The sequence below is a fragment of the Streptococcus mitis genome, from assembly GCF_946188375.1.
Classification (GTDB): Bacteria; Bacillota; Bacilli; order Lactobacillales; family Streptococcaceae; genus Streptococcus; species Streptococcus mitis_CX.
This window is the reverse complement of record NZ_CAMHUS010000008.1, coordinates 86,728-107,660: the sequence shown is the minus strand read 5'-3', so window position 1 is coordinate 107,660 and position 20,933 is coordinate 86,728. Positions and strand designations below refer to the sequence as shown.

At 40.4% G+C, this 20,933-nt stretch carries 23 protein-coding genes and 1 other RNA gene; 7 read left to right on the top strand and 17 right to left on the bottom strand.

Going from position 1 to position 20,933, the window contains the following annotated elements; translation table 11 throughout:
- Positions 1–129 precede the first annotated feature (129 nt).
- From N8M16_RS08195 to N8M16_RS08175, 5 genes are all read right to left on the bottom strand, one after another.
- Positions 130–1,464 (bottom strand): Nramp family divalent metal transporter, encoded by a 1,335-nt coding sequence (locus tag N8M16_RS08195; RefSeq protein ID WP_000094601.1) that lies wholly within the window; start codon positions 1,462–1,464, stop codon positions 130–132.
- Positions 1,465–1,769: 305 nt separating this feature from the next.
- Positions 1,770–2,117: a transfer-messenger RNA gene (ssrA, locus tag N8M16_RS08190) on the bottom strand.
- A gap of 61 nt (positions 2,118–2,178) precedes the next feature.
- Entirely contained in the window at positions 2,179–2,814 is a 636-nt protein-coding gene (locus tag N8M16_RS08185; RefSeq protein WP_000290664.1) for an SGNH/GDSL hydrolase family protein, read from the bottom strand.
- Between the two features lies 1 nt (position 2,815).
- A complete protein-coding gene (locus tag N8M16_RS08180) occupies positions 2,816–3,643 on the bottom strand; it encodes an HAD family hydrolase (protein ID WP_000153517.1) in 828 nt (275 codons plus the stop codon).
- A 21-nt stretch (positions 3,644–3,664) separates the two neighbouring features.
- Positions 3,665–4,990, bottom strand: coding sequence for a CapA family protein (locus N8M16_RS08175; RefSeq protein ID WP_001189732.1), 1,326 nt, complete (start codon positions 4,988–4,990; stop codon positions 3,665–3,667).
- 174 nt (positions 4,991–5,164) lie between these two features.
- On the opposite strand from N8M16_RS08175, the gene def reads away from it, so the two are divergent.
- Positions 5,165–5,776 (top strand): peptide deformylase, encoded by a 612-nt coding sequence (def, locus tag N8M16_RS08170; protein WP_001272936.1) that lies wholly within the window; start codon positions 5,165–5,167, stop codon positions 5,774–5,776.
- 44 nt (positions 5,777–5,820) lie between these two features.
- Positions 5,821–6,549, top strand: a complete 729-nt coding sequence (gene rlmB, locus N8M16_RS08165) for a 23S rRNA (guanosine(2251)-2'-O)-methyltransferase RlmB (protein WP_261069967.1) — start codon at positions 5,821–5,823, stop codon at positions 6,547–6,549.
- Between the two features lie 39 nt (positions 6,550–6,588).
- Here the strand turns inward: rlmB and trxB are convergent, their stop codons facing one another.
- The 7 genes from trxB to N8M16_RS08130 all read right to left on the bottom strand — a co-directional run bounded on the left by trxB (position 6,589) and on the right by N8M16_RS08130 (position 10,941).
- Positions 6,589–7,500 carry a thioredoxin-disulfide reductase gene (gene trxB / locus N8M16_RS08160; RefSeq protein WP_000272298.1) on the bottom strand — a complete coding sequence of 304 codons (912 nt, stop codon included), beginning with the start codon at positions 7,498–7,500 and terminating at the stop codon, positions 6,589–6,591.
- Positions 7,501–7,565: 65 nt separating this feature from the next.
- Positions 7,566–7,790: a DUF4059 family protein gene (locus tag N8M16_RS08155; RefSeq protein WP_000926599.1), complete on the bottom strand. Its 225-nt coding sequence runs from the start codon at positions 7,788–7,790 to the stop codon at positions 7,566–7,568.
- Between the two features lie 77 nt (positions 7,791–7,867).
- Positions 7,868–8,611, bottom strand: a complete 744-nt coding sequence (locus N8M16_RS08150; protein WP_000590982.1) for an amino acid ABC transporter ATP-binding protein — start codon at positions 8,609–8,611, stop codon at positions 7,868–7,870.
- Positions 8,611–9,411, bottom strand: a complete 801-nt coding sequence (locus tag N8M16_RS08145; RefSeq protein ID WP_001103445.1) for an amino acid ABC transporter permease — start codon at positions 9,409–9,411, stop codon at positions 8,611–8,613. The genes N8M16_RS08150 and N8M16_RS08145 overlap by 1 nt, the downstream gene beginning before the upstream one ends.
- Positions 9,412–9,568: 157 nt before the next feature.
- Positions 9,569–9,925, bottom strand: coding sequence for an arsenate reductase family protein (locus N8M16_RS08140; RefSeq protein ID WP_000889092.1), 357 nt, complete (start codon positions 9,923–9,925; stop codon positions 9,569–9,571).
- Between the two features lie 12 nt (positions 9,926–9,937).
- Positions 9,938–10,447, bottom strand: coding sequence for a methylated-DNA--[protein]-cysteine S-methyltransferase (locus tag N8M16_RS08135; protein WP_049492194.1), 510 nt, complete (start codon positions 10,445–10,447; stop codon positions 9,938–9,940).
- Positions 10,447–10,941 (bottom strand): GNAT family N-acetyltransferase, encoded by a 495-nt coding sequence (locus N8M16_RS08130; RefSeq protein ID WP_261069966.1) that lies wholly within the window; start codon positions 10,939–10,941, stop codon positions 10,447–10,449. The genes N8M16_RS08135 and N8M16_RS08130 overlap by 1 nt, the downstream gene beginning before the upstream one ends.
- Positions 10,942–11,075: 134 nt before the next feature.
- Here N8M16_RS08130 and N8M16_RS08125 point away from each other — a divergent pair, with 134 nt between their 5' ends.
- Together N8M16_RS08125 and trhA are read left to right on the top strand one after the other, a co-directional pair.
- On the top strand, positions 11,076–11,519 hold the full coding sequence (locus N8M16_RS08125; protein WP_261069965.1) for a DUF1836 domain-containing protein: 444 nt from the start codon (positions 11,076–11,078) through the stop codon (positions 11,517–11,519).
- A complete protein-coding gene (trhA, locus tag N8M16_RS08120; RefSeq protein ID WP_261069964.1) occupies positions 11,519–12,166 on the top strand; it encodes a PAQR family membrane homeostasis protein TrhA in 648 nt (215 codons plus the stop codon). Before N8M16_RS08125 ends, trhA begins: the two co-directional genes overlap by 1 nt.
- 20 nt (positions 12,167–12,186) lie before the next feature.
- On the opposite strand, the gene pdxT is transcribed toward trhA, so the two are convergent.
- The 3 genes from pdxT to nox all read right to left on the bottom strand — a co-directional run bounded on the left by pdxT (position 12,187) and on the right by nox (position 15,175).
- The gene (gene pdxT / locus N8M16_RS08115) at positions 12,187–12,768 is read right to left on the bottom strand and encodes a pyridoxal 5'-phosphate synthase glutaminase subunit PdxT (protein ID WP_261069963.1); all 582 of its coding nucleotides are present in this window, start codon (positions 12,766–12,768) and stop codon (positions 12,187–12,189) included.
- On the bottom strand, positions 12,769–13,644 hold the full coding sequence (gene pdxS, locus N8M16_RS08110; RefSeq protein WP_261069962.1) for a pyridoxal 5'-phosphate synthase lyase subunit PdxS: 876 nt from the start codon (positions 13,642–13,644) through the stop codon (positions 12,769–12,771).
- 151 nt (positions 13,645–13,795) lie between these two features.
- The gene (gene nox / locus N8M16_RS08105) at positions 13,796–15,175 is read right to left on the bottom strand and encodes a H2O-forming NADH oxidase (protein WP_049500112.1); all 1,380 of its coding nucleotides are present in this window, start codon (positions 15,173–15,175) and stop codon (positions 13,796–13,798) included.
- A gap of 308 nt (positions 15,176–15,483) precedes the next feature.
- Here nox and N8M16_RS08100 point away from each other — a divergent pair, with 308 nt between their 5' ends.
- Genes N8M16_RS08100 through N8M16_RS08090 form a run of 3 tightly spaced genes read left to right on the top strand, consistent with a single transcriptional unit; the run spans position 15,484 to position 18,335 of the window.
- On the top strand, positions 15,484–16,407 hold the full coding sequence (locus N8M16_RS08100; RefSeq protein WP_261069961.1) for an FAD:protein FMN transferase: 924 nt from the start codon (positions 15,484–15,486) through the stop codon (positions 16,405–16,407).
- A gap of 59 nt (positions 16,408–16,466) precedes the next feature.
- Positions 16,467–17,072, top strand: a complete 606-nt coding sequence (locus tag N8M16_RS08095) for an NADPH-dependent FMN reductase (protein ID WP_000915952.1) — start codon at positions 16,467–16,469, stop codon at positions 17,070–17,072.
- An 18-nt stretch (positions 17,073–17,090) separates the two neighbouring features.
- Entirely contained in the window at positions 17,091–18,335 is a 1,245-nt protein-coding gene (locus N8M16_RS08090; protein WP_020903506.1) for an NAD(P)H-dependent oxidoreductase, read from the top strand.
- A gap of 112 nt (positions 18,336–18,447) precedes the next feature.
- Here N8M16_RS08090 and N8M16_RS08085 read toward each other — a convergent pair whose 3' ends face one another.
- Positions 18,448–18,705, bottom strand: coding sequence for a DUF896 family protein (locus tag N8M16_RS08085; RefSeq protein ID WP_000371299.1), 258 nt, complete (start codon positions 18,703–18,705; stop codon positions 18,448–18,450).
- A 42-nt stretch (positions 18,706–18,747) separates the two neighbouring features.
- A complete protein-coding gene (glyS, locus tag N8M16_RS08080; protein WP_261069960.1) occupies positions 18,748–20,784 on the bottom strand; it encodes a glycine--tRNA ligase subunit beta in 2,037 nt (678 codons plus the stop codon).
- Positions 20,785–20,933 lie beyond the last annotated feature (149 nt).

The following is a 20,933-nucleotide window of genomic DNA, read 5'->3' as shown; positions in this document are numbered from 1 at the left end:
TATCATCATAACTCAATTTCATAATAAAACACCCCAAAAGTTAGATTTTTTCTGTCTAACTTTTGGGGTGCAGTACAATCTTGGGTATCTTTTTTCTTATATGCTTGTTTTATAACTCGGGTGAATTTCTTAGAAAATATCAAATAACAATTTCACATTGAGAATTGTTAAGATAATGGAAACGATATAGCCAAGGATGGTATTCCATTTGGCATTGGTAAATTCTCCCATCAGTGATTTCTTAGAAGTTAGATAAATCAGTGGGAAGATTGAAAATGGAAGAGCAATCGAAAGAAAGACTTGTGAATAAACCAATAACTGATCCAATGTTTTTTCCTGATGACCAAACAGAACCGCTACAATCATGACAGGCAACAAGGCAAAGAGACGAGTTGCCAAACGAATGAACCATTGAGGTAATCTCATATGCAAGAAACCTTCCATAACGATTTGTCCAGTCAAGGTACCCGTAATTGTCGAATTTTGACCACTGGCTAATAAAGCCAAGGCAAACAAGGTTGATAAGGTCGAGCTAGCTATAGCTCCTGCAATAGTAGAATCCTGCAAGGCATTATACATTTGAGAGAAGGCAGAAATCTCAGATGCATGGCCGAAAAAGAGAGCCGCCCCGAGAATTAATAGAAGGGAGTTAACCACAAAGGCCAAGGATAATTGGAGATTTGAATCCCAGGTCATAAAGCGCACGGCTTTTCGAACATCATTCTTGTCCTTGTGATTGATTTTCCGAGTTTGAGACAAGGAAGAATGCAAATAGAGGTTATGGGGCATAACCGTTGCTCCCACGATCCCTAGTGCCAAGGTTAATTGACTTTCATGCCCTGGCAAGGGACTTTCAAATAAGGTTGCATTCGGTAGATAACCCTCAACGATTCCTTGGAAGCTTGGATGTGACAAAGCTACCAGATAGGTAAAAATTGCTAGAATGGTTAAAATCAGTGTTGTCACAATAGCTTCAATCTTCTTAAAGCCAAATTTCATCAGAAGCAATAAGAGAAAAACATCCAACACGGTCAAGAGAATTGCTATCATAATCGGAATCTTAAAGAGAAGATTGAGAGCAATCGCTGAACCTAGAACTTCTGCCAGATCTGTCGCCATCAAGGCTAATTCTAAAATCACCCATAGACTATAACGAAGCCATTTAGGTGAATGATGAGCCGTTGCTTGAGCCAGGTCCATCTGGGTTACAATACCAAGCTTTCCTGCCATCTGCTGAAGTTGCATGGCAATGAGAGATGAAATCAAGATAACAAACAAGAGACTATACTTATAGGAAGCACCACCGACTACACTGGTAATCCAGTTTCCTGGATCCATATAACCAACTGCGACAAGAGCACCCGGACCTAAAAAGGCATTTAAATTTTGCCAGAAATGATTGTTATTTGGAGTATCGATAGATTGATTAATCTCAGAGAGTGACACTTTTTTATGAGAAGACATAGATACTTACCTCTTTCTAAACCTACTTTTTCATTATTTTCTATTAGAGAAAAATAAGATTGACTTTAAACTATTAAAACAATGAAAACTATATGAAAAACATTTAGTTTTTTCATTATTTTTCTTAAGGCACCTTAATTATAACAGAAAATATGATAAAAACTTAAGAAAATTCAGGACTTGATTTAATATTTAGGATACAACAAAATGTTGTATTCTTTTTTTGCAAAAGAATACCAAAGAATAAAATAAAAAACGTTGTAAAAACAACGTTTTAGAAAGATTTACAAAACAATGTAAATTATCAATGGAGCCGGTGGGAGTCGAACCCACGTCCAAACATCTGCTAACATATTTGTCTACAACCATAGGTTATGTATTCGTTTAACAGTCCCTCGACACATAACTCAAGCCTAGAAACCGCGAGTCTATCAATCTCTTATCAAGCCGCTAGACAAGGCTTGATCGTATCTCGCTAATAATAAGACCTGTCATTGAACACGAGCAATCCAAATCGGGTCACGCCTGCTGGTTTTTAGGCAGCTAGAGCGTAAGAAGTGTTATTTTTTGCAGTTATATTTAACTGAGCGTTTACGTCGCCACACGAGTCGCAAAATATGCCTCATAATGCCTGTCGAATCCGTAACGACCCCAAAAGACAATAAAACCATTATACCTTATCTAACTCAAAAATGCAAAAAGGAAAGCAATTAACTACAAAAGATAGTCTTTCAAAGATTTTGTCAAAACCTGATAACCGGGAACACTAAGGTGCAACCCATCAGTTGTATAATCTTTTTTGAGTTGGCCTGCCTGGTCTGTCAAACTATCAAAAACTGGCGCAAATTCTACCTGCATATAGGCAGAGGAAAGTTCTTTATAGGCTTGATTCCATTTCTGAATTTTTTCATTCGTGCGGATATAGACTGTCTGCTTGTACTCCTCGCCCTCATTGACTGGCAAAATGGAAAGCAATTTTATCTCTGTCAGTGGATAATCGCGAGCAATGGATTGTATGATAGATTCGAGATTATTGAGAGCCTCATTCACAGGCACATCTTTTCCGATATCGTTCGTCCCAATTAAAAGGACAATTTTATCTACCGCCCCACCGTACAGATGCGCATCCAGATTCTCTAATAACAGCCCTGTCTGATAACCTCGAATGCCTCGATTGACAATCGTCTTTGCAGTCCCAAATAGTTCCTGCAGAGGATAATATTCGACAATGGAATCCCCAATAAAAAGAATGTCTGGCTCTACAACAGAAACCTGATTTAAGTGACGATACTTGGTTTGGATTTTTTCTTGTTCCTTTAGGAGCCAATTTTCTAATAACTGTACTGCCACTTCATTCTCCTTTTTCTAACCAGTTCTCCAAGACTTGATAAACTCCTCCTTGGCTATTGGCTGGCGCTAGAGCAGTCGCCACAGCTTTGGCTTTATCATCAGCATTTTCCATCGCATAGGCAATTCCAGCCATTTCAAGCATTTCAACATCATTTTCACTGTCACCAAAAGCCATGATTTGTTGGGAGGTCAAGTCCCAGCGCTTGAGTAATTCTTCCAAGCCCCATGCTTTATGAATTCCAGCTTGAAGGATATCAATGCAACCATAGCCACTCGATACAGCACGAACACGGCCATCAAAGAGGTCATTGATTTCTTCCAAGACCGAACTCAAACGTTCCTCACCAACAACCATACTCATCTTGAGCACACCACCAAAGAGGTCAGAGGTTAATTCGTCCACAAATTGCATCCGTTGGTAGAATTTTTCAATCATTTCTGGAGTCATAAAACTTTCAAGGTCTGTAAAAATCGTACCTTCTTTGACGAAACCACCCTTCATAGACGTTACAACAAACTGATCCTGACACGCTCGACCCTTAAAATGAGCCAAAGCCTTATCGACAATGGCATCATCCCAAGTCTGAGCCTGAATCAGTTCATTGTTTTCAAAAATACGAGCACCGTTTGCAACAACCAGAACCACCCGATCGACCAAGTGCTCCAGTAGTTGCCTCATGCGGTGAATTTCATTCCCAGTCGCAATGACAAAACGAATACCCCTTTTATCCAACTGATCTAAAATCTTTTCCAAACGTGGGAGATCAAGCTGGCCTCTAGCATCCAGCAAGGTCCCATCCATATCTGTTGCAATTACCTTAATCGTCATTTACTTTCCTCTGGATTCAAGCTAGTCCCACTTCAATCCCACATGTTCGTTCATTTCTTTGTAGGCTGTATCAATTCGTTCCTTAGTCGCTTCATCTAACTGGTCACGATGACTACCACCCTCGATAAAATCTTCTAAGATATAAGTTTGGTATAGGAATAGTGGATAACCTTCTGGAGAATAGGTTCCTTTTGGTGTACGGTTTACCCAAGAAGGATGCGCTTTTGCAGTTTCGATTGTCGTCTTACCGGCTTTTTTCTTAATAGTCACATCCATGAGCACGCCGCGCTCTGTCCACTTAGCATTCTCTTCATCTTGCATGGTTTCAATTCGTTGATTGGAAATGAAGTTCCCCATTGAATAGATAATGAGTTTCTTGTCCCCATCTTTTTCAACCGTTTCAGATGGTTCAACTACGTGAGGGTGCCCTCCAAAGATAATATCCGCTCCCCAATCGATCATCTTGTGATAAAGAGCCTTTTGTTCTTCAGTTGGTTCCAAGCGATACTCCACACCCATCTGAGGCATGATAATGGTGATATCTGCTTCCTTCTCTGCTCGTTCAATTTCAGCCTTCATCTTGTCTTCATTTAGGTCTGAAAGATAGCGGTTATAGTCTTCTTGAGAAATACTTTGCTCAATTCCATTAAAACCATAAGAATAGGCTAAAAGTGCAACCTTGATGCCGTTCACTTCCTTGATAACCAGTGGAGCTTGATCACGTGACTCATGCGTATACACTCCAATAGGTGTCATTCCTGCCTTCTCAATAGCATCTGCTGTTGAAACCACACCTTCTATTTGTGAATCTAGGATATGGTTATGCGCCAAGTCTAGCACTTGATAACCGGCATCCTTGATGGCATCCATAACTTCACCAGGTGCATTAAATAGGGGATAACCTGCCAAATAGTGGTCCTTGTTCACAGTACCTTCAAAATCACCTATAATTAGGTCTGCTTGTTTGAGCCATGGTTTCACATAATCAAAATTCTCATGAAAATCATAGGTCCCATCTTCTTTTAAAGCCGAACGATAAATAGGAATATGATAAAGGAGGTCCCCATTGGCCATAATTCTAGCAGTTTTTTCCTCTTCCTGATCTTTAGTATTTTGATTGGTCTTATTTGCTTCTTGAGAAATGGCATCCTTTTTTTGACTGGTTAAGGGGATTCCTTGGAAGCTTTCAAACAACAAGACCAAGCCCATTGATAAAGCAACTGCTAGCAAGAGTATCGCCACAAATCCCTTATTGCTCCACTTGCGATAACTCCTAAAAAAGTTTACAAAGCCTCTCACAAAATGAAAAACTGGTCCACGTTTATGTCTATCTTGTCTTCTTTGCATCTTCATTCTCCCTACTTTCTAATGCAAGCCTTTTCTTTTTATTATATCACAGATAAGTATTTCTTTCACAATTGAATTGAACTTCCTATCTATTTTCTATAAATCCTAAAGGCTGTAATACTTTCAATCCTTGTCATTTTGTGATATCATGTAGAGGTAATGAAAGGAGAGAAAATGTCTGCAATAGAACGTATTACAAAAGCTGCTCACTTAATTGATATGAAAGATATTATCCGCGAGGGAAATCCAACTCTACGCGCGGTTGCTGAGGAAGTCACTTTCCCCTTGTCTGACCAGGAAATCATTCTCGGTGAAAAGATGATGCAATTCCTCAAACATTCCCAAGATCCTGTCATGGCTGAAAAGATGGGGCTCCGCGGTGGTGTTGGACTTGCTGCTCCTCAATTAGATATCTCAAAACGCATTATCGCTGTTTTGGTGCCAAACATTGTCGAAGAAGGCGAAACTCCAGAGGAAGCTTACGACTTGCAAGCTATTATGTACAATCCAAAAATCGTCTCTCACTCGGTTCAAGACGCTGCTCTTGGCGAAGGAGAAGGTTGCCTATCTGTTGACCGCAACGTTCCTGGCTATGTAGTCCGCCATGCTCGCGTTACTGTTGACTACTTTGACAAGGATGGAGAAAAACACCGTATCAAACTCAAAGGCTACAACTCCATCGTTGTTCAGCATGAAATTGACCACATTAACGGTATCATGTTTTACGATCGTATCAATGAAAAAGACCCATTTGCAGTTAAAGATGGTTTACTAATTCTAGAATAAAGAAAATCCCGTTGCAAGACGGGGTTTTGTGTTATAATAGAGGCATGAAAACAAATGATATTGTCTATGGCGTCCATGCCGTTACCGAAGCCCTCCTTGCAAATACTGGAAACAAACTCTACCTCCAAGAAGATCTCCGAGGTAAGAATGTTGAAAAAGTCAAGGAACTGGCTACAGAAAAGAAGGTGTCCATTTCTTGGACTTCAAAAAAATCCCTCTCTGAGATGACTGAAGGTGCTGTCCACCAAGGTTTTGTTCTACGAGTATCTGAATTTGCCTATAGCGAGCTAGATCACATTCTTACCAAAACACGTCAAGAAGAAAATCCTTTGCTATTGATTCTGGACGGGTTAACTGATCCTCACAACTTAGGCTCCATCTTAAGAACCGCTGATGCGACCAATGTTTCAGGAGTCATCATTCCCAAGCACCGTGCTGTCGGAGTTACTCCTGTCGTTGCTAAAACAGCCACAGGTGCTATTGAACACGTTCCAATTGCCCGCGTAACCAATCTGAGCCAAACTCTAGACAAACTCAAGGGTGAAGGCTTCTGGACCTTTGGAACAGATATGAACGGTACTCCTTGCCATAAGTGGAATACAAAAGGAAAAATCGCCCTCATCATCGGAAATGAAGGAAAAGGCATCTCTACCAACATCAAAAAACAGGTCGATGAAATGATTACTATTCCCATGAATGGACATGTTCAAAGCCTTAATGCCAGTGTTGCTGCAGCCATTCTCATGTACGAAGTTTTCCGAAATAGACTATAAAAAAAGTTTCCAGTCATCTGATTGGAAACTTTTTTATGATTAACTATGTTCTGTAATAAACTTGTAAGCTTCTTGACCTGCGATAGCGCCATCTCCAACTGCTGTTGTCACTTGGCGAAGGTCTTTCAAGCGAACATCTCCAACTGCGAAGATACCATCAACTGCAGTTTTCATGTGGTTGTCTGTCACAATCCAGCCAGCCTGATCTTGAATATTCAATTCTTTAACAAAATCGCTAAGAGGGTCTAATCCAACATAGATAAAGACGCCACCGAAGGCTTGCTCTGTCACTTGACCTGTTTTCACATTTTCAAAGACGACAGATTCTACTCGGTTTTCTCCCTTGATTTCCTTCACTACAGAATCCCAGATAAAGCTGATTTTCTCATTCGCAAAGGCGCGGTCTTGTAAAACCTTTTGGGCACGAAGTTGGTCACGACGGTGAACAATGGTAACAGTCTTAGCAAAACGAGTCAAGAAGAGGGCTTCTTCGACAGCTGAATCTCCGCCACCAACTACCAACAAATCTTGGTCACGGAAGAAAGCACCATCACACACGGCACAGTAAGAAACACCACGACTGTTCAGTTCTTCTTCTCCAGGTACTCCCAAAGGACGGTGTTTAGAGCCAGTCGCTACGATAACGGTACGAGTTTCATATGTTTGGTCATCAGTCATCACTTTCTTAAAATCACCATGGTCTTCGACATTTTCAACATAACCATAAATGTGCTCAACACCAAGATTTTCAAGCGGTTCAAACATCTTTTCTGCCAATTCTGGCCCACTAATATTAGCGTATCCAGGGTAATTTTCAATATCAGATGTATTATTCATCTGACCACCTGGCAGACCACCTTCAATCAAGGCTACTTTCAGATTGCTTCGAGCAGCATACAAGGCTGCAGTCATACCTGCAGGTCCAGCACCGATAATAATAGTATCGTACATATAGTTTCCTTCTTTCTTGTTGTAACTATCTTTATTCTAACTCTTTCTTGTCAATCACGCAAGGATTATGCCTTGAAAACAAGAATTAAACTCATAACCGCAAAGGATAATACTGGAACAACCAAAACACCAATCATAATCATATCATAGAGATGGGCTTGGCGAGCCTTGGCTGTCTTATCAACTCCCGACATGGCTCTCAGTCCAATCCAAATCCCTAAAAAAATCAGGACGAGGATGGTGGTCAAGATCAAACTCTCGAAATATAAAGAAAATAGTTGCAGTAGCATGATTTCTCTCATTTCTATCTTTTTTAAAGAGTAAACTCAGCTAGTCCAGCTAACTGAGTTTTTCTTTATCTATTATATCAAATATAAGTCCGTTTGTAACTAGCGAAGAATTCTTTTGTTCGCTCTTCTTTAGGATGGTGGATAATCTCATCCGGTGTTCCAGACTCAATGATTTTCCCCTTATCTAGGAAGAGAATCTTATCCGCAACTTGAGCTACAAAGGACATGTCATGACTAACCAAAATCATGGTTTGACCTGACTTAGCAGCATCTGCAATAGACTTTTCTACTTCGCCGACCAATTCTGGATCAAGGGCTGAAGTTGGTTCGTCTAAGAGCAAGACATCTGGTTTCATCGCAAGTGCACGCGCTAGGGCAACCCGTTGCTTCTGTCCACCTGATAAATGGCGAGGATAATGGTTTTCACGGTCTGAAAGCCCAACCTTAGCCAACTCTTCCTTGGCAATCTTGGTTGCTTCTTGGTCGGATAATTTCTTGACAACAACCAAGCCTTCTTTCACATTATCAAGTGCTGTTCGGCGTTCAAACAAATTAAACTGTTGGAAAACCATAGACAACTTACGGCGTAGGGCAAGGATTTCTTCTTGAGTGATTTTAGAAAAATCAACTGAGAAATCATCAATCTGAATAGAGCCACTGTCAGGTGTTTCAAGATAATTGAGACTACGAAGGAAGGTTGATTTTCCAGCTCCTGAAGAACCAATCAAGGCTACAACTTCCCCTTTTTGAATATCCAAGTTCAGATGATCCAAGACAGTCTGTCCTGAAAAGGATTTGCTTAAATTCGAAATCTTAATCATTAACGAAGGTCTCCTTTCACATCTGTTTGCACTGTATCGGGTGCAGAAATAGCCATTTTTCTCTCGATGAAACGACCAAGGCTTTCAATTCCGATATTGACTACCCAATAAACAAGGGCAACGGAGATAAAGCGTTCAAAGTAGCGGTAATCAGCTCCACCCAAAATCTGAGCTTGGGCAAAGACTTCCACAACACCCGCACTAAAGGCTAGAGAAGTTCCTTTGGTCAAGCCGATTAGGGAATTGATTAAGGTTGGAGTCGCCACAACGGCCGCATTTGGAATAATCACGCGACGATAAACTTGCGCTCGGGTCATCCCCAGACTGCGTGCCGCCTCAATCTCACCAGGATTGACTGAGAGAATGGCTGCACGAATGGTTTCACTAGCATAAGCTGCTTCATTAAAGGCAAAGGCGACAATTGCAAAAGCAGCGGCTGGAATCGCATTGATATTGAAACCAGTTCCCCATTGCTGATTGAGAGCTTTCAAAGCCAAAGGAATTCCGTAGTAGGTCAACATGAGTTGCACCAAAATCGGTGTCCCTTTTAAGAAGCTAACAAAGAAGGCCTGCAAGGGGTATAAAATTTTGACACGATTGATCTTCACAATGGCAAAAAGAAGCGCCAAAACCAAGCCAAAAAGAGCACCACCAATGGTCAACATAATCGTTATTGGAAGTTGTTGGACAATTCTCGGGATTCCATCAAAGACCGAACGCAAGCTAAAAAGCTTGCCATCCGGAATCAATTGCATCAAGTTTTGGTACCAATCTGATGCTAAAATCGTTGTAACATTCATAAAAACATCCTCTCCTGATAATGATTCATTCTACCATACTTCTGCCGTCAATGAAATTATTTGCTACGGTCAGATACAGACTTTATCTACCTACTAGTTTATCATACTTTGAAACAGGGAGGCTATATATTTTATCTATCAAAGAGATAGATAAAAACTATTTCAATCCCAATTCTTCATAGGGTTTTCGATAACCGATTTGCTTAACAGTTCCATTTTCTACTAAAATTGGCCGTTTTAACAACATACCGTCACTTGCTAGCAACTCAGCTGCTTCTTGGTTTGACAAGCTTCCTACCTTATCTTTCAGCCCCAATTCACGGTATTTGATTCCACTGGTGTTGAAAAATTGCTTCAACTCAAAACCCGAGGTTTCTAGCCAGTTTAAAATGACTTCTTGGCTAGGTGTTTCTTCGACGATATGAACAGCTTTGTAGTCCACACCGAGTTGGTTTAATTCTTGTTTTGCTTTTTTACAAGTTGAACATTTTGGATATTCGATAAATTCTAACATATCTTTCACTTTCTATTTTATATCTTTAAAATCTGCTTCTTCATGCTCCAAGAGCCAAGCTTTCTTTTCCACTCCTGCAGCATACCCTGTCAGACGCTTACCTGCTCCTAGCACACGATGACAAGGTACTAGGATAGACCAAGGATTGCGCCCCACTGCCCCACCAATTGCTTGAGCAGAAGCCACTTGCAGGTCTTGGGCTATTTGTCCATAGGTCACTGTCTGACCATAAGGAATTCTCTGTAAATAGGACCAAACTCGCTTTTCAAAATCCGTTCCGATTGGAGCCAAAGGCAAGTCGGATAAATCCTGAGGCTTGCCTTTAAAGTAAGCATCTAAGCAAGCAATAACTGGGTCTAAAATGGGATGACTAACAACTGCTTCTATCGTCTCATCTACTAGTCCCCTCTCAAAATGCTTCTGCTCCTGCACCCAAACGCCATACAGATATTGCTCGTCGGCAACCAAAGACAAGGTTCCTATTGGCGAAGAATAGAACATTTTTGCGTACTTCTTTTGCATTATTTCTTTAATTTTTGATAGGCCAAGCGTTCGCCATCAACAAGCACTTTACCAACCTGTTTAAAACCAAGTTTTTCAAAAATATGTTGCATAGCTTTGTTTTCAGCATGCGTATCTGAGCGAAAATCAAGATAGTCAAAACCTTCAATCAAGCCCTCTAAGAAGGTTTGAGCAACTCCTTGTCCCTGGACATCTGCTGCCACAGCAATACGGTGAAAGACTATGTACTCTGACTCTCCAGCTTGCCATTTTCCTTCATAAATGGCTTCATAGGTTTCCTCTGGACTCTTGGTCACAGCTGCATAAGCTAGTAGTTCTCCCTCTTCCAAGGCTACGTAGGCTTGACCTGAGATAATATCTTCAATAATAATATCAGCATTTGGATAGCCATTTTGCCACTGGTCACTACCAGCATCTGCTAAACATTTTTTAGCATCCTCCATCACCTGCATGATGGCATCTACTTCATTTGGAAAAGCTAAACGAATCTCCATCTTTTCTCCTCATTTCTGACTAGTTTCTCCCATCATAGCATAATTTAAGTCTTTCTACAAGCAGTTAAAACTTGACTTTCTGTTTTTGTTATTTTATAATCTAGTTATTAAAACTAGATAAAAAGGAGTTGGAAATGAAAACCACCTTTTCCTTCCCAAAATGGGCAGAAATTCCAAACATTGACCTCTATCTGGACCAGGTTTTACTCTATGTCAATCAGGTCTGCGCCCCTATCTCTCCTGATAAAGACAAGGGCCTGACAGCATCTATGGTCAACAATTATGTGAAACATGGTTACCTGACAAAGCCTGACAAAAAAAAATACCAACGCCAACAGATTGCCCGTCTGATTGCTATCACAACCCTCAAGTCGGTATTCTCTATTCAAGAAATAGCTCAGACACTTAATACTCTGCAAACTCAAGCAAGTTCAGAGCAACTCTACGATGCTTTTGTGGACTACATGAACCAAGGAATTGATCCAGCTAATCCTATTATACAAACCAGCTGCCAAACCGTTAAACTCTATCATCAAACTCTAGCCTTAATCCATCATACTCAAGAGGAGGAAATCTAATGAATACAAGCCTAAAACTCAGCAAACAACTCAGTTTTGGAGAGGAAATTGCTAATAGCGTGACCCATGCCGTAGGTGCAGTCATCATGCTCATCTTACTACCTATTTCATCCACCTATAGTTATGAGACACACGGATTTTTATCATCTATCGGTGTCTCCATTTTCGTTATTAGTCTCTTTCTCATGTTCCTCTCATCCACCATTTACCACTCTATGGCCTATGGTTCGACCCACAAATATGTCTTGCGAATTATTGACCATTCTATGATTTATGTTGCCATTGCTGGCTCATACACGCCCGTTGTCTTGACCTTAATGAATAACTGGTTTGGCTATCTAATTATTGCCATCCAGTGGGGAACGACCATCTTTGGTATTCTCTATAAAATCTTTGCTAAAAAAGTCAATGAGAAATTTAGCCTTGCTCTTTACCTGATTATGGGCTGGTTGGTTCTGACTATCATTCCTGCCATTATCAGTCAAACAACGCCAATTTTCTGGAGTCTCATGGTAACTGGCGGACTTTGTTATACATTTGGAGCTGGATTTTACGCCAAGAAAAAACCTTATTTCCACATGATTTGGCATCTCTTTATCCTAGCAGCATCTGCCCTCCAATACATCGCCATTGTTTATTACATGTAAAAAAGTTGAGAAATTCAATCTCAACTTTTTTCTTTACACATATTAATAAAGTACTGGTGCAAGCGCACATCATCAGTCAATTCTGGATGAAAAGAAGTTACCAGCATATTTTTTTCTTGGGCTGCAACGATTTGATTATCAACTCTTGCTAGAATTTCTACATCTTCTCCAACACTACTGATAATTGGACCACGGATAAAGGTCATTGGAATCTGACCGACTCCCTTACATTCTGCTTCCGTATAGAAACTCCCTAGTTGGCGCCCATAGGCATTTCGCTCAACCACCATATCCATAGTTCCTAGATGACTCTCTTCCTGAGAAGAAATTTCCTTAGCCAGCAAAATTAAACCTGCACAGGTTCCAAATACTGGCAAGCCAGATAGAATTGCTTCTCGAATGGGAAGTAGCATGTTTTGGTCTCGTAAGAGCTTGCCCATGGTTGTAGACTCTCCACCAGGCAAAATCAAACCCGACAAATCACTCTGATGTTTCTGAAAATCATCTAGATTTCTGATTTCAACACTTTCGACACCTAATTGATCTAGCACTTTTGCATGTTCTGCAAAGGCCCCTTGCAAGGCCAATATTCCGATTTTCATCTATTTTCCTCGCTCAGCCATGAGGATTTGGATCTCATTTTCATTGATACCAACCATGGCTTCTCCTAAATCTTCAGAGATTTGAGCCAAGATTTGAGGATTTCGGAAATTAGTCACCGCTTTGACAATAGCACTCGCTCGTTTAACAGGATCTCCTGACTTAAAAATACCTGAACCAACAAAGACACCCTCTGCCCCTAATTGCATCATCAGCGCAGCATCTGCTGGCGTTGCAACTCCCCCAGCAGCAAAGTTTACAACTGGCAATTTCCCATGCTCATGGACGTATTGAACCAATTCTACAGGGACTTGCAAGTCCTTAGCAGCAACATAAAGTTCGTCCACACGTAGATTTTGAATGCGGCGAATTTCCTGATTCATCATACGCATATGACGAACAGCTTGGACAATATCTCCTGTACCCGGTTCTCCTTTTGTACGAATCATAGAAGCACCTTCAGCGATACGACGCAAGGCTTCACCCAAATCCTTAGCCCCACAGACAAAAGGAACTTGGAATTCTTTCTTGTCCACATGGAAACGGTCATCAGCAGGAGATAGAACTTCACTCTCGTCTATATAGTCAATTTCAATAGCCTCTAAAATCTGAGCTTCAACGAAATGCCCAATTCTGACCTTAGCCATTACTGGAATGCTAACCACTTCTTGGATTTCCTTAATCATCTTTGGGTCACTCATGCGAGAAACCCCACCAGCAGCACGGATATCAGCCGGAATTCGTTCCAAGGCCATAACAGCAGCCGCACCAGCAGCCTCTGCAATACGGGCCTGTTCAGGATTTTGAACGTCCATGATAACCCCACCCTTGAGCATCTGTGCCAAGTTTTTATTTAGTTCATAACGATTTTCAGTCATTTCTTTATCCTCATTGTTTGTATTGGTAGCTACCATTTCATTTTATGTTAGATTAGAATGAATCACAAGATAAAAAAAACATAATTGTGTGGGTACAGAATGGTTAAAAAACTATCTGGCCTTAACTTAAGGCCAGATAGCTCATTCATTTTTATTTTTCAGCTGTAAGGGCAGCCATTGTGATGTAGTTGTATGGTTTGTTGAAGTGTGGCAAGAAGAATAGGTCTGTCAATGCCAATTTATCAATTGTTACATGCTCTTGAATAGCAAGTGAGAACATGTGAATTCCCATACTAATCGCAGGGTCATGTGAAACCATTTGTGCACCAAGAATTTCACGACTATCTTTGTCAAAGACAATCTTGATTGCTACTTCATGGTTATCATGTTTCATGAATTCTGGTTTTTGAAGATCGTTAAAGCCTGTTTCAGTTGCGTTGTAACCAGCAGCTTTAGCTTTTTCAAGAGTCAAACCAGTTGAAACCATGTGAAGACCGTAGATTGAGATACCGTTTGAACCTTGAACACCGATTCCTTCCAATTCATGTCCACAAGCGTTATATGCACCAACGATACCAGTACGAACTGCGTTTGAAGCAAGTGCGATGTAGCTTGTGTCTTTACGAGCGTTGTCATAAACAGTCGCACAGTCGCCAACAGCAAATACACCAGGAAGTGAAGTTTCTTGTTTCTTGTTTACAAGGAAAGCACCGTTACGGAAGAGTTCAATCTTACCATCAGCAAGAGCAGTATTTGGACGGAAACCAACTGCAAGGATAACCATATCCACATCGAAAGTTTCTTTATCAGTAATCAAGCGTTCAACTTTACCGTCACCCTCAATTGCTTTAACAGTTTGACCAAGAGCCAAGCGAATGTTGTGGTCTTCCAAGTTCTTCGCCATCATTTGTGTGAAGTCTCTGTCATAGTAACCGTTCAAAACAGTATCAACGATATCAACAAGGACAACTTCTTTTCCAAGACGCTCAAAGGCTTCAGCAAGTTCAACACCGATGTAACCACCACCAACAACGGCGATACGGTCGAGGTGTTGGCTCTTGTCAGCAAGTTTATTGATAACTTCTTCAGCATTTTGGTACAATTTCACGAATTGTACGTTTTCAAGAGTTGCTTTAAATTCGCGGTTTCCTTTAACAATTTCAACACCTTCGATTGGTGGCAAGATTGGTGTAGAACCCGTAGCAAAAATCAATTTCTCGTATGATTCTTTGTGTTCTTTTCCTTCAACTTCAGCTGTAACTACTTTGTTATCATAGTCGATTGAAAGAACTGGTGAATTCATGTAAACCTTAGCACCCTTAGCTTCCAATTTTTCTTTATCAGAATAGAACAAGCCTTCAGCACCGTCAATTTGTTCACCGATCCAAAGGGCCATTCCACATCCTAGGAAAGAGATGTTAGAGTTTTGGTCGAATACAACGATTTCGTTCTCATTACCAAAATTATCCAACATAGTATTAATACATGCTGTACCAGCGTGGTTAGCACCAACTACAACGATTTTACTCATAGAAAAATTCCTACCTTCAATTTTAAATTTACTCTTCTAGTATAACATTTACTGTTAGCGTTTACAAGAGTTTAGCTAATTTTCCCGATTTTTTTGTAAAAAAATGTAAATAATCTGTATTTTATCAGCCTTTCTTACAATTACTCTTTATTTTCTGAGCATATTTCTTGACAAGTTTACAAATTTTATTTGTGAAAACGCTGACTTTATGGTATGCTAGTATCATGGAAAGAAAATGTAAGGGGTTAAACTTAATATAAATTTACTATATTTCAGCCTTCTTTTCATAAGAGAAAGGAGTTGATAGCTTGCCTCTTAGTTCACATTCCGAACGGCTAATGGGGACTACTATCACTATTTCATTAGTAGATGAGCAAGCCGATAGCTTGCTCCAAAAATCCTTTGATTTGCTCAAAGAGCTTGAATACCGCTTCAATGCCAATAGTCAAGAATCTGAATTGATGGAAATCAATCATCAAGCTGGAATAGCTCCCGTCAAGGTTCATCCAGACCTGTTCGAACTGATTTCACTTGGATTAGAGCATAGCCTAGCGCCCTCTAGTCATCTCAACATCAGCATTGGTCCCTTGATTCAAACCTGGCGCATTGGTTTTTCAGATGCCAAAGTTGCCCAGCCTCAAGAAATTGAATCGGTGCTACCTTTAATCAATCCTCATTATATCGAGTTAGACTCCTCCACTTCCACTGTGTTTTTGAAACAAAAAGGAATGAAGATTGATCTTGGTTGTTTAGCCAAGGGTTATAGTGCAGATAAAGTTGCCCAATTTCTGAGAGAAGAGGGAGTAACATCTGCCTTGATCAATCTGGGAGGGAATATCCTGACTATTGGAAAAAATCAGGCAAGAGGAAATCAGCCTTGGCAAATCGGGATTCAAGACCCAGCTAATCCGAGGGGAAATCACTTAATGACCATCCCTATTGTCAATAAATCTGTCGTGACTTCAGGCATTTACGAACGTCACCTGACTGTCGATGGAAAAGATTACCATCATATTTTTGACAGTCAAACAGGATATCCTGTTGAAACGGAACTAGCTAGTCTAACAATCATCTCTGATAAATCAGTCGATGGTGAAATATGGACAACTCGACTCTTTGGAGAAAGCCCCGCTTCCATCCTCTGGCAAGTCGAAAGTTTAGAGGGCATCGAAGCTATCCTCATCGATAAAGAAGGTCACCTAAGCTGTTCCTCAGGAATTCCTACTCTATAGAAATAGATGTTTCAATGGAGTTTTAAAATCGTATTATGTAAAAAGAGAAAGGAAATCTCATGTTAAAACTTATTGCTATTGTTGGAACAAATTCAAAACGTTCTACAAACCGCCAATTGCTTCAATACATGCAAAAACACTTTGCTGAAAAAGCTGAAATTGAACTTGTTGAAATTAAAGACATTCCTGTCTTCAATAAACCAGCTGACAAGCAAGTACCTGCTGAAATTTTAGAAATTGCTGCTAAAATTGAAGAGGCAGATGGCGTTATTATCGGTACTCCTGAGTATGACCACTCTATCCCAGCTGTTTTGATGAGCGCTCTTGCTTGGTTGTCATACGGTATTTACCCACTTTTAAACAAACCAATCATGATTACTGGTGCTTCTTACGGTACACTTGGTTCATCACGTGCTCAAATGCAACTTCGCCAAATCTTGAATGCTCCAGAAATTAAAGCAAGTGTCCTTCCAGATGAATTCTTGCTTTCACATTCTCTTCAAGCCTTCAACCCAAGTGGAGATTTAGTAGATCTTGATGTTATCAAAAAACTGGATGCTACTTTTGACGACTTCCGTATCTTTGTAAAAATCACTGAAAAATTGCGCAATGCACAAGAATTACTGCGCAAAGATGCTGAAGACTTTGACTGGGAAAATTTGTAAGATAGGAGACCAAAAAGAATGAAATTTGTTGGACTTGTAGGATCAAACTACGATCAATCATATAACCGTAAACTCTTGGAATTTATCCGTCGTCACTTCAAACTTAAATTTGAATTAGAAGTTCTTGAAATTGACGAAGTTCCAATGTTTAACCAAGACGAAAAATGGGACGAAAGTTTCCAATTGCGTCTCTTGTATAACAGAATTACGCGTGCTGATGGTGTCATTATTGCTACTCCTGAGCACAACCACACAATCTCAGCTTCTCTTAAATCAGTTCTTGAATGGCTTTCATACGAGGTTCATCCATTTGAAAACAAGCCAGTCATGATTGTGGGAGCTTCTTACTACGACCAAGGTACTTCTCGTGCCCAAGTTCACCTTCGTAAGATTCTTGACGCTCCAGGTGTCAATGCCTACACTCTTCCAGGAAATGAATTCCTTCTTGGTAAAGCTAAAGAAGCTTTTGATGTTAATGGAAATATCACGAATGAAGGAACTGTTAATTTCCTTGAAACATGTTTGGACAACTTTGTAAAATATGTGGGAGTCGTTTCAAAATTGAAAAAACCAAAACCAATTGAGCCAGAAGATTTATATTGTACAAATTCAATTGCAACTACTATCCAAGGTGTTGATCCAGATGATCCTGAATGGGTAGAAAAAGCTGCTGAACTTGTTGGAGCTGTTTCTGGAGATACTTACGTTAAATTAGACCACGGTATCTTGACAGTTAACCAACTTGACATGTTCTTGAAAGCAATGCCATTTGAATTGACATTTGCAGATGATAATAATCAATTCTTGTACTTTAATAACGCACACCAAGACCCAGATACAATGTTTGGTAAACGTGTCCGTGCTCAATCAGGAAATAGATTAGGAACAGTACACGGTACATTGCCAGATTCTAGAATGAAAAATGTTGAATGGGTTGTCGGCGTATTGCGAAACGGGGACCAAGAATATGTCCGTACAATTGTGCCAGGAACACCTGAAGGTGTTATTAATACCCATAATTACCAAGCAATGTACTATCCAGATGGTTCATATGCCGGAATTAATGAAATCATCTTTAATTTCCAACCATGGCTTGACTGGTACCTCAATACAACTGGTCAACGTCTAGTCGGTGGAAATGCTGCAGCTCCTGCTGGCGGACATGGTCACGGCGATGCAGATGCTACATCTGGAGCTTCTGATGCAGGTGATGCTGGAGGTCACGGAGGTGGCGCAGACGCTACATCTGGCGCAAGTAACTAATACTTTTAGGAACCATTTTGGTTCCTTTTTAAGTGACAAAAGACTAGCAGACAAAAACTGCTAGTCTTTTGGTTATTATTTTATCTATCCTTATTAAAAGAAAGAATATTTATTATGAATTTGGGTCATCGAGACTACGACCATGTAATCCTTTTTCACGTTGGACTTGACGTAGTTTCTCTGGTGTAACATCGTTTCCTTCTTCGTCCACAATTTTGATCCCTTCGATGTGGTGACGAACAGTGCGACGATAACCTTCTATGTACTCCTCACGTAGTTTGGCCTGTTCTACTTTTTCTTCTGGGGTCAAGCCTTCTGTTTTTTTCTTTTTGGCAAGCTCGTTAATACGATCAATTTTTTTAGGATCCATGTTTCTCTCCTTTAAGATAAGATTTAATCCGTTCAACAGATTTTATTTGGTATTGATTTGGTTAAAACGTGCAAGTTTAGCTGCTTTCTGGGTTAATTGCGACAAGATTGCCAAACGATTTTGACGGACTGCTTCATTTTCAGCCATAACCATGGTATTCTCAAAGAATGCATCAATGACTGGGCTAAGAGCAAAGAGTTGTTTCAATTGCTGACTGGCAGATCCTGATAAAATAAGTGATTCTACTGCTTCCGCCAAAGCTTTTTCTTGGTCATTTTCAAAAAGTGCTGAATCAACTGTTGCAACTCCTTCTACCTTTTCAGCCAAGTTAAAAGCACGAGAAAGTGATTCCACAGATGGTTTGAAGTCTTCTTCCTTGCTTGCTTCTACGAGAGCACTTGCTGCTTCCAACATATCTGCCACAACAAAGTTCGAACTTGCAAGTACAGCTTCCTTAATATCTTTTGGAGTAGAGCCCATCATCTTATCAACACGAGCCTTGATAAAGTCCATAACCTCTGCTTTATTTTCATAAGTCAAGCTGTCAAATGTTAAAGCATAAAGGCTATCGATCAGCTCATCCATAGCAATGTGCCAACCAAAAGCATCCAAGATACGAACTACACCTTGAGTTGCACGACGAAGAGCATAAGGGTCATTAGACCCTGATGGAATCAAACCTACTGAGAAGAAGCTCAAAATCGTATCCAATTTGTCTGCAATGGCAAGCACTGCGCCGACCTTGCTCTCTGGAAGTTCTCCTTCAGCTGAAGTAGGCATGTAGTGTTCACGAATAGCAGCTGCCACCGCTGGAGTTTCCCCAGCAAGAAGGGCATATTTCTCACCCATAATTCCTTGGAGCTCGTCAAACTCACCAACCATACCTGTCAACAAGTCAAACTTGTAAATGGCTGCTGCACGGGCTAAGTCAATCGTTTCATCCGCTGACAAACCAGCTTTTTCTGCCAAGAGAATAGCAATCTGACCAGTACGAATCATGTGTTCACGAAGGGAACCAATTTTCTCATGGAAGGTTACATTGTTTAATTTTTCAACAAGGTCTGAAATCACCAATTTTTGGTCTTCACGCCAGAAGAATTCACCGTCTTCTAAGCGAGCTACTAAGACTTTTTCATTTCCTTTAATGACATTTTCCAAATACTCTGCGTTTCCGTTACGAACAGAAATGAAGTTTGGCAAGAGTTTACCGTCTTGATCACGAACAACAAAGTAACGTTGGTGTTCTTTCATTGAAGTCACCAAAACTTCTTCTGGAACTTCAAGGTATTTGGCATCAAAACTTCCCATAAAGGCAGTTGGGTATTCAACCAAGTTCAAGACTTCATTCAGCAAATCAGCATCAATTTCGATACGTACACCATGCTCAGTTTCGATTGCTTTGATTTGGTCAACAATCATTTGCTCACGTTCACGAGGATCCGCGATTACAAACTGCTTACGAAGGTCTTCTTCATAGCTCAATGCTGACTGAATCTTAGTTTCTTGTCCCAAGAAACGATGACCACGGCTCACACGACCTCCCTTGATATCAAGGAAATCCAAATCAAACTCTTCTTCGTCTAAAAGAACAGTTAAAGTGTGAACAGGACGGATATATTCAAAGGTATTGTTAGCCCAGTGCATGCTGACAGGGAAAGTCAAGGACTTCAAGACATCTACAACACCAGGAACAATGGCTTCAACTGCTTGACCAACTTCTTCCTTAGTGACATAGACATATTCTTCACCCTTGATTTCACGGAATTCAATATCTTCAACAGTCAAGCCTTTTCCACGGACAAATCCTTGAGCTGCTTTTGTGAAGTTTCCATCACTATCCAAGGCAATTTTCTTTGCTGGCCCCTTAAAATCTTCTGTCAAATCAGCCTGTTTGTCTGCAAGACCAGTTACACGAACAGCCAAACGACGTGGTGTTGAGAAGGTTTGAATAGCTTCAAAAGACAGGCGGTTTTCCTTGAGGAAGGCTACCATTTTTTCGCCTAGTTGTTTTTCACTTGGTGTGACAACATAGGCTGGTAATTCTTCAAGACCGAGTTCTACTAATAAGTTTTTTGTCATGTTTTTTCTCCGAAAAATATCTTTTTATTTTCCAGTTTGCCTTATGTGATTGGCACGCAAGCAACCAACTTCGTTGTTTCATTGCTAAAATTGGAGCCAAAAGTCTCCAATTTTGCCTAGTATCCTTAGTTTCACTAAGGATACCTTCA

Bases quoted from the DNA above. Each gene is read 5' to 3' on its own strand.
- N8M16_RS08195 (WP_000094601.1), bottom strand. From the start codon at position 1,464: ATGTCTTCTCATAAAAAAGTGTCACTCTCTGAGATTAATCAATCTATC.
- N8M16_RS08180 (WP_000153517.1), bottom strand. From the start codon at position 3,643: ATGACGATTAAGGTAATTGCAACAGATATGGATGGGACCTTGCTGGAT.
- N8M16_RS08175 (WP_001189732.1), bottom strand. From the start codon at position 4,990: ATGCAAAGAAGACAAGATAGACATAAACGTGGACCAGTTTTTCATTTT.
- def (WP_001272936.1), top strand. From the start codon at position 5,165: ATGTCTGCAATAGAACGTATTACAAAAGCTGCTCACTTAATTGATATG.
- rlmB (WP_261069967.1), top strand. From the start codon at position 5,821: ATGAAAACAAATGATATTGTCTATGGCGTCCATGCCGTTACCGAAGCC.
- trxB (WP_000272298.1), bottom strand. From the start codon at position 7,500: ATGTACGATACTATTATTATCGGTGCTGGACCTGCAGGTATGACTGCA.
- N8M16_RS08155 (WP_000926599.1), bottom strand. From the start codon at position 7,790: ATGCTACTGCAACTATTTTCTTTATATTTCGAGAGTTTGATCTTGACC.
- N8M16_RS08150 (WP_000590982.1), bottom strand. From the start codon at position 8,611: ATGATTAAGATTTCGAATTTAAGCAAATCCTTTTCAGGACAGACTGTC.
- N8M16_RS08145 (WP_001103445.1), bottom strand. From the start codon at position 9,411: ATGAATGTTACAACGATTTTAGCATCAGATTGGTACCAAAACTTGATG.
- N8M16_RS08140 (WP_000889092.1), bottom strand. From the start codon at position 9,925: ATGTTAGAATTTATCGAATATCCAAAATGTTCAACTTGTAAAAAAGCA.
- N8M16_RS08135 (WP_049492194.1), bottom strand. From the start codon at position 10,447: ATGCAAAAGAAGTACGCAAAAATGTTCTATTCTTCGCCAATAGGAACC.
- N8M16_RS08130 (WP_261069966.1), bottom strand. From the start codon at position 10,941: ATGGAGATTCGTTTAGCTTTTCCAAATGAAGTAGATGCCATCATGCAG.
- N8M16_RS08125 (WP_261069965.1), top strand. From the start codon at position 11,076: ATGAAAACCACCTTTTCCTTCCCAAAATGGGCAGAAATTCCAAACATT.
- trhA (WP_261069964.1), top strand. From the start codon at position 11,519: ATGAATACAAGCCTAAAACTCAGCAAACAACTCAGTTTTGGAGAGGAA.
- pdxT (WP_261069963.1), bottom strand. From the start codon at position 12,768: ATGAAAATCGGAATATTGGCCTTGCAAGGGGCCTTTGCAGAACATGCA.
- pdxS (WP_261069962.1), bottom strand. From the start codon at position 13,644: ATGACTGAAAATCGTTATGAACTAAATAAAAACTTGGCACAGATGCTC.
- nox (WP_049500112.1), bottom strand. From the start codon at position 15,175: ATGAGTAAAATCGTTGTAGTTGGTGCTAACCACGCTGGTACAGCATGT.
- N8M16_RS08095 (WP_000915952.1), top strand. From the start codon at position 16,467: ATGTTAAAACTTATTGCTATTGTTGGAACAAATTCAAAACGTTCTACA.
- N8M16_RS08090 (WP_020903506.1), top strand. From the start codon at position 17,091: ATGAAATTTGTTGGACTTGTAGGATCAAACTACGATCAATCATATAAC.
- N8M16_RS08085 (WP_000371299.1), bottom strand. From the start codon at position 18,705: ATGGATCCTAAAAAAATTGATCGTATTAACGAGCTTGCCAAAAAGAAA.
- glyS (WP_261069960.1), bottom strand. From the start codon at position 20,784: ATGACAAAAAACTTATTAGTAGAACTCGGTCTTGAAGAATTACCAGCC.